This window comes from Micromonospora sp. M71_S20 (genome assembly GCF_003664255.1).
GTDB lineage: Bacteria > Actinomycetota > Actinomycetes > Mycobacteriales > Micromonosporaceae > Micromonospora.
In genome coordinates this window covers 529,722-544,147 of the sequence record NZ_RCCV01000003.1, presented here as the reverse complement: position 1 = coordinate 544,147, position 14,426 = coordinate 529,722, and the positions used below count along the sequence as shown (strand labels likewise).

Annotated in this window: 17 protein-coding genes; 3 read left to right on the top strand and 14 right to left on the bottom strand. The window is 74.5% G+C overall.

The genetic code is table 11. From position 1 onward, the window contains the following. The first annotated feature begins 29 nt into the window (after positions 1–29). A complete protein-coding gene (locus DER29_RS27710; RefSeq protein ID WP_121400583.1) occupies positions 30–1,856 on the top strand; it encodes a long-chain fatty acid--CoA ligase in 1,827 nt (608 codons plus the stop codon). Between the two features lie 123 nt (positions 1,857–1,979). Here DER29_RS27710 and DER29_RS27705 read toward each other — a convergent pair whose 3' ends face one another. Both DER29_RS27705 and DER29_RS27700 read right to left on the bottom strand, forming a co-directional pair. Continuing rightward, positions 1,980–3,275 (bottom strand): low temperature requirement protein A, encoded by a 1,296-nt coding sequence (locus DER29_RS27705; protein WP_121400582.1) that lies wholly within the window; start codon positions 3,273–3,275, stop codon positions 1,980–1,982. Between the two features lie 104 nt (positions 3,276–3,379). After that, the gene (locus DER29_RS27700; RefSeq protein ID WP_121400581.1) at positions 3,380–4,837 is read right to left on the bottom strand and encodes a PLP-dependent aminotransferase family protein; all 1,458 of its coding nucleotides are present in this window, start codon (positions 4,835–4,837) and stop codon (positions 3,380–3,382) included. A gap of 58 nt (positions 4,838–4,895) precedes the next feature. Here DER29_RS27700 and DER29_RS27695 point away from each other — a divergent pair, with 58 nt between their 5' ends. Together DER29_RS27695 and DER29_RS27690 are read left to right on the top strand one after the other, a co-directional pair. Next, complete coding sequence (locus DER29_RS27695) at positions 4,896–5,549, top strand: YitT family protein (RefSeq protein WP_121400580.1); 654 nt, start codon at positions 4,896–4,898, stop codon at positions 5,547–5,549. Positions 5,550–5,603: 54 nt separating this feature from the next. After that, positions 5,604–6,065 carry a hypothetical protein gene (locus DER29_RS27690; RefSeq protein ID WP_121400579.1) on the top strand — a complete coding sequence of 154 codons (462 nt, stop codon included), beginning with the start codon at positions 5,604–5,606 and terminating at the stop codon, positions 6,063–6,065. A gap of 36 nt (positions 6,066–6,101) precedes the next feature. On the opposite strand, the gene hisF is transcribed toward DER29_RS27690, so the two are convergent. The 12 genes from hisF to hisD form a co-directional block, all read right to left on the bottom strand. Beyond that, entirely contained in the window at positions 6,102–6,869 is a 768-nt protein-coding gene (hisF, locus tag DER29_RS27685) for an imidazole glycerol phosphate synthase subunit HisF (RefSeq protein ID WP_101411832.1), read from the bottom strand. Positions 6,870–6,962: 93 nt separating this feature from the next. After that, positions 6,963–7,964, bottom strand: a complete 1,002-nt coding sequence (locus DER29_RS27680) for an NADP-dependent oxidoreductase (RefSeq protein WP_121400578.1) — start codon at positions 7,962–7,964, stop codon at positions 6,963–6,965. Beyond that, positions 7,961–8,386 (bottom strand): organic hydroperoxide resistance protein, encoded by a 426-nt coding sequence (locus tag DER29_RS27675; RefSeq protein WP_121400923.1) that lies wholly within the window; start codon positions 8,384–8,386, stop codon positions 7,961–7,963. The genes DER29_RS27680 and DER29_RS27675 overlap by 4 nt, the downstream gene beginning before the upstream one ends. Positions 8,387–8,391: 5 nt before the next feature. After that, positions 8,392–8,835 carry a MarR family winged helix-turn-helix transcriptional regulator gene (locus tag DER29_RS27670; protein ID WP_121400577.1) on the bottom strand — a complete coding sequence of 148 codons (444 nt, stop codon included), beginning with the start codon at positions 8,833–8,835 and terminating at the stop codon, positions 8,392–8,394. Between the two features lie 117 nt (positions 8,836–8,952). Next, on the bottom strand, positions 8,953–9,342 hold the full coding sequence (locus tag DER29_RS27665; RefSeq protein WP_121400576.1) for a RidA family protein: 390 nt from the start codon (positions 9,340–9,342) through the stop codon (positions 8,953–8,955). Continuing rightward, on the bottom strand, positions 9,339–10,064 hold the full coding sequence (priA, locus tag DER29_RS27660) for a bifunctional 1-(5-phosphoribosyl)-5-((5-phosphoribosylamino)methylideneamino)imidazole-4-carboxamide isomerase/phosphoribosylanthranilate isomerase PriA (protein WP_121400575.1): 726 nt from the start codon (positions 10,062–10,064) through the stop codon (positions 9,339–9,341). Before priA ends, DER29_RS27665 begins: the two co-directional genes overlap by 4 nt. Positions 10,065–10,081: 17 nt before the next feature. Further along, positions 10,082–10,405 (bottom strand): hypothetical protein, encoded by a 324-nt coding sequence (locus DER29_RS27655; protein WP_121400574.1) that lies wholly within the window; start codon positions 10,403–10,405, stop codon positions 10,082–10,084. 99 nt (positions 10,406–10,504) lie between these two features. Continuing rightward, positions 10,505–11,137, bottom strand: a complete 633-nt coding sequence (hisH, locus tag DER29_RS27650; RefSeq protein WP_121400573.1) for an imidazole glycerol phosphate synthase subunit HisH — start codon at positions 11,135–11,137, stop codon at positions 10,505–10,507. Further along, positions 11,134–11,307: a hypothetical protein gene (locus tag DER29_RS34735; RefSeq protein ID WP_199729571.1), complete on the bottom strand. Its 174-nt coding sequence runs from the start codon at positions 11,305–11,307 to the stop codon at positions 11,134–11,136. The genes hisH and DER29_RS34735 overlap by 4 nt, the downstream gene beginning before the upstream one ends. A 55-nt stretch (positions 11,308–11,362) precedes the next feature. Then, the gene (hisB, locus tag DER29_RS27645) at positions 11,363–11,974 is read right to left on the bottom strand and encodes an imidazoleglycerol-phosphate dehydratase HisB (RefSeq protein ID WP_091104907.1); all 612 of its coding nucleotides are present in this window, start codon (positions 11,972–11,974) and stop codon (positions 11,363–11,365) included. A gap of 37 nt (positions 11,975–12,011) precedes the next feature. Further along, on the bottom strand, positions 12,012–13,085 hold the full coding sequence (locus DER29_RS27640) for a histidinol-phosphate transaminase (RefSeq protein ID WP_121400572.1): 1,074 nt from the start codon (positions 13,083–13,085) through the stop codon (positions 12,012–12,014). Beyond that, positions 13,082–14,404 carry a histidinol dehydrogenase gene (hisD, locus tag DER29_RS27635; protein WP_121400571.1) on the bottom strand — a complete coding sequence of 441 codons (1,323 nt, stop codon included), beginning with the start codon at positions 14,402–14,404 and terminating at the stop codon, positions 13,082–13,084. The genes DER29_RS27640 and hisD overlap by 4 nt, the downstream gene beginning before the upstream one ends. Positions 14,405–14,426 lie beyond the last annotated feature (22 nt).

Sequence of the window (14,426 nt, the reverse complement as noted above, 5' to 3'; positions counted from 1 at the left end):
CGTCTCCACCCCCGAAGGCGGCTACAGCGATGGCTCTCGATGTACCGTACCGTTCCATCCCCGACATGTTCCTCAAGCGCGTGGCGGCGTCCCCCGACCGTGACGCCTTCGCCCACCCGGCCCCCGACGACTCCGGGCCGGTCTGGCTGAGCTGGGAGCAGATGGCCCGTCGCGCCAAGGCGGTCGCCGCCGGGCTGCACGGCCTCGGTGTCGGCCTGGAGGATCCGGTCGCGATCCTGGCGAACACCCGGCTCGACTGGGTGGTCGCCGACCTCGGCATCATGTGTGCCGGCGGCGCTACCACCACCGTCTACCCCACGACGGAGCCCGACGACGCGACCTACATCATCGCCGACTCCGGCTCCCGGGTGCTGTTCGCCGAGAACCCGGCCCAGGCCGCCAAGATCGCGGGCGCCGACCTGCCGGCGCTGACCCACGTCGTGCTCTTCGACGGCGCCGCCGACCCGGCCGCCGCCGTTCCCCAGCTCACCCTCGCCGAGCTGGAGGAGCAGGGCGCCCGCGCGCTGGCCGCCGAGCCCGACCTGATCGACATGCTGGTCGCCGGGATCGGCCCCGAGCACCTGGCCACGCTGATCTACACCTCGGGCACCACCGGGCGCCCGAAGGGCGTCGAGCTGCTGCACGGCGGCTGGTGCTGGGAGGGCGTGGCCCAGGCCGAGCTGGGGCTGCTCCGCGAGAACGACCTGCAGTACCTCTGGCTGCCGCTGTCGCACTCGTTCGGCAAGACCCTGCTCTGCGGGGCGATCCACGTGGGTCTGCCGACGTACGTCGACGGCCGGGTGGACAAGCTGGTCGAGCTGCTCTCGGTGATCCGGCCGACGCTGATGTGCGGCGCGCCCCGGGTGTTCGAGAAGGTCTACAACAAGGCGGTGACCACCGCGCAGGACAGCGGCGGCGCGAAGGCGAAGATCTTCGCCTGGGGCGTCCGGGTCGGCAAGGAGAAGGTCGCCCTGGAGCAGGCCGGCAGGCCCCTCCCGACGGGGCTGAAGCTGAAGTACGCGGTGGCCGAGAAGCTGGTGTTCAGCAAGCTCCAGGCTCGCCTCGGCGGCCGGATCCGGGTCCTCGTCTCCGGCGCCGCCCCGCTCAGCCCGGAGATCGCCACCTTCTTCGCCGCGGCGAACCTGCCGATCTCCGAGGGCTACGGCCTCACCGAGACCAGCGCCGGCAACTTCGTCAACCCGCCGGACGGGCTGCGGATCGGCACCGTCGGCAAGGCGATGGGCGACCTGGAGTGCCGGATCGACACCGACGGCGAGATCCTGGTGCGCGGCCGGCCGGTGATGCGCGGCTACCACAACCTGCCGGAGGAGACCGCGGCCTCGTTCACCGAGGACGGCTTCTTCCGCACCGGCGACATCGGCACGCTGGACGCCGACGGCTACCTCAAGATCACCGACCGGAAGAAGGACCTGGTCAAGACCTCGGGCGGCAAGTACATCGCGCCCTCGCACATCGAGGGGATGTTCAAGGCCACCTGCCCGTACACCTCGCAGGCGGTGGTCATCGGCCAGGCACGCAACTACTGCACGATGCTGGTCACGCTGGACCCGGACGCGATCAAGGGCTGGGCCGCCGGCACCCCGCTGGAGGGCCGCGACTACGCCGACATCGTCGCCTCGCCGGAGGCGAAGGCCATGGTCGAGGGGTACGTGGCCGAGCTCAACGCCAAGCTCAACCGCTGGGAGACGATCAAGAAGGTCGCCATCCTGCCGCGCGACCTGACCATCGAGGACGGCGAGATCACCCCGTCCCTCAAGATCAAGCGCCGCGGCGTGGAGAGCAACTTCGCCGGCGAGATCGAGAAGATGTACGCGGGCACGCTGGCCGAACTCTGAGCACGCGACGTCGGCGGCCCGCGCTGCGGTGCGGGACCGCCGACGGCGGCCTGCGTCCCGTGCTCCGCCTCGGGCCGGGGGCCCGGCTCCGCAGGCGGGCCGTCCCCCACGGCGGGGTCGGAGTCAGAGGTGGTGCCCCCGCCACCGGGTCTGCTCCACCTCGGAGGCGAGCTGCTCCTCCAGCGCCACCTGCCGCACGCGCCGCCGCCGCGGGCGGTCGACGACCGTCTGCACCGCGACCGTGAGCACGGCGGCCACCGCCAGCATGGCCAGGGCGACCAGTTCCGGCAGTCGCCCGGCCACCGGGGTCAGCGCGACGAGCAGCGCCACCCCGCCGATCGACGGCCAGCGCGCCGCCCCCAGCATCCGGCTGCCGAGCATGATCAGCGTGAGCAGGTAGAGCGCGACGCCGCCGAAGAGGGCCAGCAGGTCGAAGCCGGGCAGCGGCACCCCCCACCGCGGGGTCGCCGGGTCGGCGCCCTCGTAGATGAGTCCCTTGAGGCCGAGGGCGAAGAGGATCACGCCCGTGATCAGCGGCAGGTGCAGGTAGGTGTACACGTCCCGGGCCAGCCCGGCGCGGGTACGCCGCTCCCGGGTGCGGTGCAGCACCTGCTCCATGGCCAGGGCGAGGGTGTCGAAGTACGCCCACCACAGCGCCGCGACCACCGCGATGCCGAGCAGCGCCGCGACGATCACCGGCCAGGTCAGCGGCAGGGCGGCGTTGGGGCCCGGCCCGAGCCCCAACGCGATGATCGACTCGCCGAGCGCCACCATGATGATCAACGCGTGCCGCTCCGCCCAGTGTCCCGCCGAGAGCACCGTCCACCCGGCGCGGTGCTGGGCCAGGCCGGCGCCGTACTCCGCGCCGAGCGCGGCGACCCACAACGCCAGCCGGACGCCCATCTCGGCGCTGCCGTCGAAGAGCCGCTGCGGCACCAGCGCGGCGGTCAGGATGAGCCCCGTCGCCGTCAGGAACGGCAGGACCAGGACGGGTGCACGCCGACGCACCTCCCGGTCGCTGCGCACGGCCCATAGGAAGATCGTCACCTGGGTCGCGCGGACCAGGAAGTAGCAGACGGCGAAGACCACCGGGCCGGGCAACCCGCCAGGGTGGTCGACGAACGCCTTGGGCAGGCTCAGCGCGAGCACGAAGACGGCGGCGGAGACGGCGAACCCGACCAGCGGCGCGATTCCCTGATCGGTGCGGACCACGTTGCCCAGCGCGGCGAAGCCACTCCAGCACCACCAGAGCAGGGCGAGCACCACCAGGAACCGGACCAGCCCGCGGGTATCCAGGTTGTGAGCGGTCACCGTGGTGACGTTGAGGAAGGCGAAGACGAAGACGAGGTCGTAGAAGAGTTCGAGCCGGGTGGTGCGGGAACCCGGTGCGTTCGGCAGGATCCCGCGCGGCCACCGCATCCCCCGCACGTCCCCCACCTGCGCAGTCTCCCAGCCCCGGGGCGGGGCGCAGGCGCGATTGACCGACCCCGGCGGCTCGTTCCGCCGGCACGCCGCCCCGGCCCTCAGGCGATGACCGCCGGCTCCCGCCACTGCGACCGGCCGCCCCGGTCCAGGTCGTAGCGGACGGCGGCGATGCGGCCGACCGCCTCGACCAGGTCGGCGGCCGGCAGGGTGAACGGCAGCCGCAGGAAGCGCTCCAGCGTGCCGTCCAGGCCGAAGCGGGGACCGGGCGCCAGGCGTACGCCGACCTCCTCGGCGGCCCGGGCCAACGCGCTGGAGATCGGCCCGTCGAGTTCGGCCCAGAGGGTCACCCCGCCGTGCGGGACGGTGACCCGCCACTCGGGCAGGCGCTGCGCGAGCACGGCGAGCAGCGCGTCGCGCTGGACGGTCAGCTGGGCCTGCCGGGCGGCGACGATGCCCGGCGCGTCGGCGAGCAGGTGGACCGCGACCAGCTGGTCCAGGACCGGGCTGGCCATGTCGACGCCGACCCGGGCGGCGGCGAGCCGCTGCACCTGCGGGGCGGAGGCGCGGACCCAGCCGATGCGCAGGCCGCCCCAGAAGGGCTTGCTCATCCCGCCGATGGTGATCACCCGGGAGTGCCGGTCGAAGCTTGCGGTGGGCGGAGGCAGCACCGTCCCGTCCAGCGGCAGGTCCACGAACGACTCGTCGACGACCAGGTCGGTGCCGACGGCGTGCGCGGTGGCCACCACCCGCTCGCGCAGCGCGGCCGGCATCAGGTGCCCGGTCGGGTTCTGGAAGTCCGGGATCAGGTACGCCAGCTTGGGCCGGGCCTGCCGGAGGCCGCCGAGCAGCAGGTCGGCGTCCCATCCGGGCTCCTCGACGGCCAGGCCGTGGGTGGTGATCCGGGCCCGGCGGGCGGCCAGCGCGGCCAGCGCGTTCGGATAGCTGGGCGCCTCGACCAGCACGTTGCCGCCGGGGGCGAGGGCCAGCCGGAGCACCAGGTCGAGGGCGTGCTGGGTGCCGTTGGTGACCATGATCTGGTCGGGCGAGGTGGGCAGGCCCCGGTCGGTGTAGGCGCGGGCCACCGCCTCGCGCAGCTCGATGATGCCGGTCGGGTGGTAGCCGGCGCCGCCCAGGTAGCGGGGCAGGTCCTCGGCCGCCGCGCGGGCGGCCGGCAGCAGCTCGGGCGGTGCGGCGAGCGCGGCGACCCCGAGATCGATCATGTCGCGGTCGTCCAGCGGGGTCCAGAGGCCGGTGCTCGCCACCCGGTGGGTGCCCGGGAGCATCGTCCAGCTGCCGGCGCCCCGCCGGCTGGCGAGGTGGCCGCTCTCCCGCAACTCCCGGTACGCGGCCGTGACCGTGGTCCGGCTGATCTTCAGCGCCTCGGCCAACTCCCGCTCGGCGGGCAGCCGCACGCCCAGCGGCAGCCGGCCGTCGGCGAGCAGGCCGCGTACGGCACCGGCCAGGGCGGCGTAGTCGGGGCTGCGACGGCGACCGGGAAGCGCATGCCACTGACCGAGGAGCCGGGCCAATTGGACACCCCGAACCTGACTCGTCATGGCCACTCCTCCCGGATTGGCTCTTACGCTGCGCCGATTGGCCTTTAGCGTGGCATGGGTGGCACCGATTGGCAATCTCCGGCATCGACCCGCGCGGCGGCTCGTCCAACTCTTCGCGGGCCTCGTCCTCTACGGCGTTAGCATGGCCCTGATGATCAACTCCGGGCTGGGCCTGGACCCGTGGGACGTGTTCCACCAGGGCCTGTCGGAGCTGACCGGCCTCTCCTTCGGCACAGTCACCATCGCGGTGGGCGCGCTGGTGCTGCTGCTCTGGATACCCCTGCGCCAGCGCCCCGGCCTCGGCACGGTCAGCAACGTCCTGGTCGTCGGGCTGGTGGTCGACGCGACGCTCGCGCTGCTGCCGGCCGGCGGGTCGCTGGGCGTACGGGCCGGGATGCTGCTCGCCGGCGTCGTGGCCAACGGGGCGGCGACGGGTCTCTACCTCGGCGCCCGCCTCGGGCCCGGCCCCCGCGACGGCCTGATGACCGGCTACGTCGCCCGCCGGCCCGGCCGCTCGGTCCGGCTCGTCCGCACCGTCATCGAGGTCACGGTGCTGGCGCTGGGCTGGCTGCTCGGCGGGACGGTGGGCGTCGGCACGATCGTCTACGCGCTGGCCATCGGCCCGCTGACCCAGGCCTTCCTGCCGCTGTTCACGGTCCCCGGGCCACAGGACCCCGCCCCCGGCCCGGTCGCGCCGCTCCCCGCCGCCTGACGCGACCCGGACGCCGGTGTTCCCTTCGGACGCCACGCCCGGCAGAATCCTCGCATGGGGGAGAACGGATGGCGCTGGAGCGATGCCTGGATCTTCGTCTCGGTGGTGATCGCCAGCGGTGCGGGACGGCACCGCCGCGCGGCGTCCAGCCGCCGCCCCGAGGGCGTACGCCTCGCCGACGTGCTCTCCACCGCCGACCACCTCAACCAGGCGATCCCCGAACGACACGAGGTGGAGGCGGCGGTCCGTCGGCTCGTCGGGGCCGGGCTGGTCAGCGTCACCGACGGCTGGTTCCGGATCACCGCCGACGGTGAGCGTCTCTGGCGCACCAGGCCGAGCGCCGGGCTGGCCACCACGGTGGACACCGTGCAGGGCGTGCTGGTCCGGCGACACGCCCCGGTGAGTGCAGACTGGCACCTGGACGAGGCCGACCACGCCGCCGCCGTGCAGGAGTACGTGGTGCGGTCGATCCCGGCGCCCCGGCGCTCCCCCGAGAACCGGTCCCGCCGCGACTGAGCGGGCGCAGCCGGACCGGGCGGACCGCGCGGGCGGTCAGCGGACGGGGTGCCCGGCCCCGCGCAGCGCGTCCTTGACCTCGGCGACGGTCAGCTCCCCGAAGTGGAAGACGCTGGCGGCAAGCACCGCGTCCGCGCCGGCGCCGATCGCCGGCGCGAAGTGCGCCACCTCGCCCGCGCCGCCGCTGGCCACCACCGGCACGTCCACCACCCGGCGCACCGCGCCGATCAGTTCGAGATCGAAGCCGGCCTTCGTGCCGTCGGCGTCCATCGAGTTCAGCAGGATCTCCCCCGCGCCCAGCTCGGCGCCGCGGCGGGCCCACTCGACCGCGTCCAGCCCGGTGCCGCGCCGACCGCCGTGGGTGGTCACCTCGAAGCCGCTGGGCGTGCCGCCGCCGGGTGCGCGCCGCACGTCGAGCGAGAGCACCAGCACCTGCCGGCCGAACCGGTCGGCGATCTCGGCGATCAGCTCGGGGCGGGCGATCGCGGCGGTGTTCACCCCGACCTTGTCCGCGCCGGCGCGCAGCAGGGTGTCGACGTCGGCGACCTGCCGGACGCCGCCGCCGACGGTCAGCGGGATGAAGACCGACTCCGCCGTGCGGCGGACCACGTCGAGCATGGTGCCCCGGTCACTGGAGGAGGCGGTGACGTCGAGGAAGGTCAACTCGTCCGCGCCGGCCCGGTCGTACGCCGCCGCCAGCTCCACCGGGTCGCCGGCGTCGCGCAGGTCGAGGAAGTTGACCCCCTTGACCACCCGACCGGCGTCCACGTCGAGACACGGGATGACCCGCACCGCCACCGTCATGCCGCGAGCCTATCCTTCCCGGCGCCCGCGGTGACCGGCCGGTGAGGCCGGCCACCGCGTCGGGGGCCCGGGCGCCGGGAGCGGCGCCCTCGGTCACACCCGGACGAGCATCTTGCCCAGGTTCTCGCCGCGTAGCAGGCCGAGGAACGCCTCCGGGGCGTTCTCGATGCCGTCGACGACCGTCTCGTCGTACGAGACCCTGCCGTCCCGCAGCCAGCCGGCCATCTCGCGCACGAACTCGTCGCGCAGGTGGTTGTGGTCGCCGACCAGGAAGCCGCGCAGGGTGAGCCGCTTGCCGATGAGCAGCGCCAGGTTGCGCGGCGCGGCCGGGGGCTCGGTGTCGTTGTACTGCGCGATCATTCCGCAGATCGCGGCGCGGCCGTGCACCTTCATCGCGGAGATCGCCGCCTCCAGGTGGTCGCCGCCGACGTTGTCGAAGTAGACGTCGACACCGTCGGGGGCGGCGGCCTTCAGCGAGTCGCGCACCGGCCCGTCGTGGTAGTCGAACGCGGCGTCGAAGCCCAGCGCGCGCAGCCGCTCGACCTTGGCCGCCGAGCCCGCGCTGCCGACCACGTGCGCCGCGCCCCGGAGCTTGGCGATCTGGCCGACCAGGCTGCCCACCGCGCCGGCGGCGGCGGAGACGAAGACCGTCTCCCCCGGCTTCATCCCGGCGACCTCCAGCAGCCCGGCGTACGCGGTCAGGCCGGTCATGCCGAGCACGCTCAGGTAGGCGGTGACCGGGGCCAGGTCGGGGTCGACCTTCCGGGCGGCCCGCGCGTCGAGCAGCGCGTACTCGCGCCAGCCGAGGCCGTGCAGGACGGTGTCGCCGGGCCGGACGCCCTCGGCCTCGCTGGCCACGACCTCGCCGACCGCCCCGCCGTCCAGCGGCGCGTCGAGCGCGAACGGCGGCACGTACGACTTGACGTCGTTCATCCGCCCCCGCATGTACGGGTCGACCGACACGTACCGGTTGCGGACCACGATCTGTCCCGGCCCGGGGGTGGGCACCTCGGTCTCGACGAGCCGGAAGTTGTCCGCGGTCGGCCAGCCCTGGGGCCGGGAGGCCAGGTGGATCTCGCGGTTGCGGGTGCTCACAGCGCCTCGCGCACGGTGAGGGCGACCTCGACGTTGCCGCGGGTGGCGTTCGAGTAGGGGCAGACCTGGTGCGCCTGCGCGAGCAGTTCCTCGGCGGCGGCGCGCTCGACGGCCGGAAGGTCGACCGCGAGGGCGACGGTCAGCCCGAAGCCGCCGCTGCCGTTGGCGCCGATGCCGACCTCGGCCTCGACGACCGAGCCGGAGACGTCGGCCTTCGCCTTGCGGGCGACGAGGCGCAGCGCCGAGTGGAAGCAGGCGGCGTAGCCGGCCGCGAAGAGCTGCTCGGGGTTGGCGGCGCCGCCGGCGCCACCCATCTCCTTCGGCACGGCCAGGCCCAGGTCGAGGGTGCCGTCGGAGGTGCGGACGTGGCCGTCCCGACCGTCCCCGGTGGCCCGGGCGGACGCGGTGTAGAGCACCTGCATGGTGGTCACTGCTCCTTCTGTCGGTGGATCGTCTCGGTGACCCGGGTGAGGGTGTCGCGCAGGGCGACCAGCTCCGCCTCGGTGAGGCCCGTGGCGCGGGCGACCCGCAGCGGCACCTCGCCCATCCGGTCCCGCAGGGCCCGCCCGTCGCCGGTCAGGCCCACCTCCACCCGCCGCTCGTCGCGCGCCGACCGGGTCCGGACGACCAGCCCCGCCCCCTCCAGCCTCTTGAGCAGCGGGGAGAGCGTGCCGGAGTCCAGTCGCAGGGCGGCGCCGAGCTCGGAGACCGTGGGGGCGTCGTCGCGCTCCCAGAGCACCAGCAGCACCAGGTACTGCGGATACGTCAGGCCGAACTCGTCGAGGACGGGCCGGTAGACGTCGGTGAGGGCGCGCGACGCGGCGTAGAGCGCGAAGCACACCTGCCGGCGCAGCACCAGATCGTCGGTCACCCTGAGAACGCTAGCGCGCAATTAAATTGCGCGCAACCGATCAGGCCGCGAGCAGCGGCACCGCCCCGGCGCGTCCCGCCACCGGCCGCCTCGCGGCCCGGACCGTCCCGTCGGGGCTCAGCGGTCGCCGAGGTACGCCTCCAACTCCACCTCGACCAGGTGGTCCGGGTCGAGCAGGCCGGCCACCACCACCATGGTGGCCGCCGGACGGACCGCGCCGAAGACCACGTTGTGCGCCCGGCCCACCTCGTCGGCGTACGTCCGGTCCGTGACGTACATCCGGGTCCGCACCACGTTCCCGGGCTCCGCGCCCACCTCGGCGAGCGCGTCCAGCCCGATCCGCAGGGCCTGCGCGGTCTGCGCCGCCGCGTCCCCGACGTGGGTGACCACGCCGTCCACCGTCGAGGTGCACCCGGCCGTCCAGGCCAGGTCGCCGGCCCGGACGACCCGGCAGTAGCCGTACACCGGCTCCCACGGGCCGCCCGAGCCGAGCCGCGTGACGGTCACGCCGCCGCCAGGGTTTCCAGCGCCTGCGCCACGGTGAAGGCGCCCGCATACAGGGCCTTGCCGGCGATCACGCCCTCCACGCCGATCGGCTCCAGGGTGGCCAGCGCCCGCAGGTCGTCCAGGGTGGATACGCCGCCGGAGGCGATCACCGGGGCGTCGGTGCGGGCGCAGACCTCGCGCAGCAGGTCCAGGTTCGGCCCGCGCATGGTGCCGTCCTTGGTGATGTCGGTGACGACATAGCGCGCCGCGCCCGCCTTGTCCAGCCGCTCCAGCACCTCGAAGAGGTCGCCGCCGTCGCGCGTCCAGCCCCGGGCGGAGAGGGTACGGCCCCGCACGTCCAGCCCGATCGCCACCCGGTCGCCGTACTCCCCGCAGACCCGATCACACCAGAGGGGATCCTCCAGTGCGGCGGTGCCGATGTTCACCCGGGCGGCGCCGGTGCCGAGCGCGGCGTGCAGCGACTCGTCGTCGCGGATGCCGCCGGACAGCTCCACCTTCACGTCGAGCTGCCGCACCACCTCGGCCAGCAGGTGCGCGTTGGAGCCGCGGCCGAACGCGGCGTCGAGGTCGACCAGGTGGATCCACTCGGCGCCGTCCCGCTGCCAGGCGAGCGCGGCCTCCAACGGGTCGCCGTACGTCGTCTCGCTGCCGGCGGCGCCCTGCACGAGGCGGACGGCCTGGCCGTCGGCGACGTCCACGGCGGGCAACAGGGTGAGGCTCACGGTATTTCTCCTCGAAGTCAGGTGCGACGGTCCAGGGCGATCACCACGATCGCCGGCAGTACGAGCAGCAACAGCACGACCAGCGCGATCCGCAGCGCCAGATCGTCGACGAACGTCCAGATCAGTGCCATCGCCGCCAGGGTCAGCAGCACGATGGCGGCGCGTTCGCCGCGGCTGTGCCGGGGCAGCCGGCCCGTCCGCCCCCGGCGCAGCGACGGCGTCATCCGGCGGACCAGTGCCCGCCGCCGCGACCGCCGGGCCGCCCGCCGCTCGCGGACGACCCGCTCCCGGGCGGCCTCGGCCTCCCGGGCCGCCCGACGCCGGGCCCGCTCCTTGCTCACGTCGTCCTCCGCTGGCGGCGCGGCCGTCCGAGCGACCGTGGCCGGGCGGAAGGGCGGCCGGCGGCGGGCCGGAGCGGGCCCGCCGCACCGGGCAGGCGCTCAGTCACCGGTGGGGAGCGTGGCGAGCCAGTTGCGCAGCAGCGCGGCACCGGTGTCGGCGGACTTCTCGGGGTGGAACTGCGCGGCGCAGAGCGGCCCCCGCTCCACGGCCGCCACGAAGTCCGTCCCGTGGTGGGCGGTGACGACCGTGGCTCCGGCGTCCGCCAGCGCGGCCGGGTCCCCGACCGCGTACGAGTGCACGAAGTAGAAGCGGCTGTCGGCGGGCAGGCCGGCGAAGAGCACCGACCCCGCCGGCGCCGCGACCGTGTTCCAGCCCATGTGCGGCAGCCGGGAGGCGGTCAGCCTGGTCACCCCGCCGGGAAGCAGCCCGAGCCCCTTGGTCACCACCCCGTGCTCGTCGCCGTGCTCGAAGAGCACCTGCATACCCACGCAGATGCCCAGCACCGGACGGCCGGCGGCGACGCGCTCGGCGATCACCGGGCCGGCGCCGAGGTCCTCGATCCCGGCCATGCAGGCGGCGTACGCGCCCACGCCCGGCACCACCAGGCCGTCCGCCTCGGCGGCGGCGGTCAGGTCGTCGGTCACCGTCACGTCCGCGCCGGCGTGGGCCAGGGCCCGCTCGGCCGAGCGCAGGTTGCCCGACCCGTAGTCGAGCACCACCACACGGCTCACGCGCCCTCCCCCGGCAGCAGCCACAGCACGCCGCCGACCGTCGCCAGCGCGGCGAGCAGCGCCGTGAGGACCACCGCCCCACGCGGAGCGCCCTGCTTGTGCAGCGACCACGCCCCGCCGACCAGCACACCGGCCAGGATCAGCAGCAACGTCGGCAGCACCCCACCCATCAGAATCGCCTTCCGTTCGCGACTGCGGGACTCCGCTGCGCTGCGTTCCTCGCGCTCACAGCGCCCCCTTCGTGCTGGGGATCGCGCCCGCCGCGCGCGGGTCGATCGCCGTGGCCTCGCGCAGCGCGCGGGAGACCGCCTTGAACTGGGCCTCCACCACGTGATGGGCGTCCGGGTGACCGCCGGGGCGGGCCGCCCGCAACACGTCCACGTGCAGGGTGATCCGGGCCGCCTGGCCGAAGGACTCCCAGATGTGCCGGGTCATGCTGGTCGGGTAGACCGGCCCGATGTACGGCGCCAGCACCGGCTCGTCGTGCACCACGTACGGGCGGCCGGAGAGGTCGACCGCGGCCCGGACGAGGACCTCGTCCATCGGGACGGTGGCCGAGCCGTACCGCCGGATGCCGGCCTTGTCCCCCAGCGCCTGGTCGAACGCGGCGCCCAGGGCGAGCGCGGTGTCCTCCATCGTGTGGTGGGCGTCGATCTCCAGGTCACCCACGGTGCGCACGGTCAGGTCGAAGCCGCCGTGCCGCGCGATCTGGTGCAGCATGTGGTCGTAGAAGCCGACCCCGGTGCCGATCTCGGCCCGGCCGGTGCCGTCGAGGTCGATCTCGACGAGCACCTTCGTCTCCTTGGTGATCCGCTCCACGCGGGCGGTCCGGCTCATTGCCTGCCTTTCGGTCGCGACTGCGGGGCTCGCAAGCTCACTGGATCTTCTCCGCGGCGGCGAGGAAGGCGTCGGTCTCGGCGGGGGTGCCGGCGGTGACCCGCAGCCAGCCCGGCAGGCCGACGTCGCGCACCAGCACGCCGGCGTCGAGCAGGGTGCGCCAGGCAGCGGCCTGGTCGCCCCCGACCTCGAACAGCACGAAGTTGGCGTCGCTGTCGGCCACCCGCAGCCCCCGCTCGCGCAGCCGCGCCACGATCCGGTCGCGCTGCGCGCAGATCGCGGCCACCGTGTCGAGGAGGGCGTCGCGGTGCGCCAGCGCCGCCCGGGCGGCGGCCTGGGTGAGCGCCGAGAGGTGGTACGGCAGCCGGACCAGCTGCACCGCCGCCACCACCGCCGGGTCGGCCGCCAGGTAGCCCAGCCGGCCGCCGGCGAACCCGAACGCCTTGCTCATCGTCCGGGTCACCACGAGCCGCGGGTGCCCGGGCAGCACCGCCAGGGCGCTGACCGTGCCGGGGCGGGCGAACTCGGCGTACGCCTCGTCGACGACGACCATGCCGGGCGCGGCGTCCAGCACCGCGGCGACCACCGCCGGGTCGAGGGCCGTGCCGGTGGGGTTGTTCGGCGAGCAGAGGAAGACCACGTCCGGGGCGTGCTCGCGGACCTGGGCGACCGCCTCGTCGGCGGTCAGCCCGAAGTCGACACCCCGCCGGGCCGGCACCCACCGGGTGCCGGTGCCCAGCGCCAGCAGCGGGTGCATCGAGTACGCGGGGGTGAAGCCGAGCGCGCTGCGCCCCGGCCCGCCGAACGCCTGGAGCAGCTGCTGCTGGATCTCGTTGGAGCCGTTGGCGGCCCACACCTGCTCGCCGGTGAGCCCGTGGCCGAGGTAGCCGGCCAGGTCGGCGCGCAGCGCCACGGCGTCGCGGTCCGGGTAGCGGTTGAGGTCGCGCAGCTCCGCCGCGAGGGCCTTGCCGATCGCGTCCACCACCGGCTCGGGCACCGGGTAGGAGTTCTCGTTGGTGTTCAACCGCACGGGCACGTCGAGCTGCGGCGCCCCGTACGGCGACAGCCCGCGCAGATCGTCGCGGACCGGCAGGTCGTCGAGACCGCTCATCCCAGCTCCCCCGGGAAGCGCACCTGGACCGCCCGGCCGTGCGCGGGCAGGTCCTCGACGGTGGCCAGGGTGACCACGTGCGGGGCCACCTCGCGCAGCGCCTGCTCGGAGTAGTCGACCAGGTGGATGCCGCGCAGGAAGGACTGCACCGACAGGCCGGAGGAGTGCCGGGCGCAGCCGCCGGTGGGCAGCACGTGGTTGGAGCCGGCGCAGTAGTCGCCGAGCGACACCGGCGACCAGGCGCCGACGAAGATCGCCCCGGCGTTGCGCACCCGCAGCGCCCACTCGCGGGCGTCCCGGGTCTGGATCTCCAGGTGCTCGGCCGCGTACGCGTCGACCACCCGCAGCCCGGCGTCGAGGTCGTCGACCAGGACGACGCCGCTCTGCTCGCCGGTGAGCGCGGTGGTGACCCGCTCGGCGTGCTTGGTGGCCGGCACCTGCCGGGCCAGCTCCCGCTCCACGGCCTCGACCAGCTCGACCGAGGGGGTCACCAGCACGCTGGCCGCGAGGGGGTCGTGCTCGGCCTGGCTGACCAGGTCGGCCGCGACGTGCGCCGGGTCGGCGGTGTCGTCGGCCAGGATGGCGATCTCGGTCGGTCCGGCCTCGGCGTCGATGCCGACGACGCCGCGCAGCAGCCGCTTGGCGGCGGTGACCCAGATGTTGCCGGGGCCGGTGATCATGTCGACCGGATCGCAGTACGCGGCGCCCTCGGCGTCGACCGCCGCGCCGTACGCCAGCATCGCCACGGCCTGGGCGCCGCCGACGGCGTAGACCTCGTCGACGCCGAGCAGGGCGCAGGCGGCGAGCACCCGGGCGTCGGGCAGGCCGCCGTTGTCCTTCTGGGGCGGGCTCGCCACCACCAGCGCACGCACCCCGGCCGCCTGGGCCGGCACCACGTTCATCACCACGGTCGACGGGTACATCGCCAGGCCGCCGGGGACGTAGAGGCCGACCCGGTCGACCGGCACCCAGCGCTCGGTCACCGTGCCGCCCGGCACCACCTGGGTGGTGTGGTCGGTGCGGCGCTGGTCGGCGTGCACCTTGCGGGCCCGGGCGATCGACTCCAGCAGCGCGGCGCGCACCTCGGGGTCGAGGGTGCCCTCCGCCTCGGCGAGGGCCTCGGCGGGCACCCGCAGCACCTCGGGCGAGACCCCGTCGAAGCGCTCGCTGGCCTCCCGGATCGCCGGGTAGCCATGCTCCCTGACCGCCTCCACGAGGGGGCGGATCCGCTCGACGGCCACGGAGACGTCGAGTTGGGCACGGGGCAGCAGGCGGCGCGGGTCGCGGACGCCGCCGCGCAGGTCGATCCGGTTCAACACCCTTGCGAGTCTAGGCGGCCCG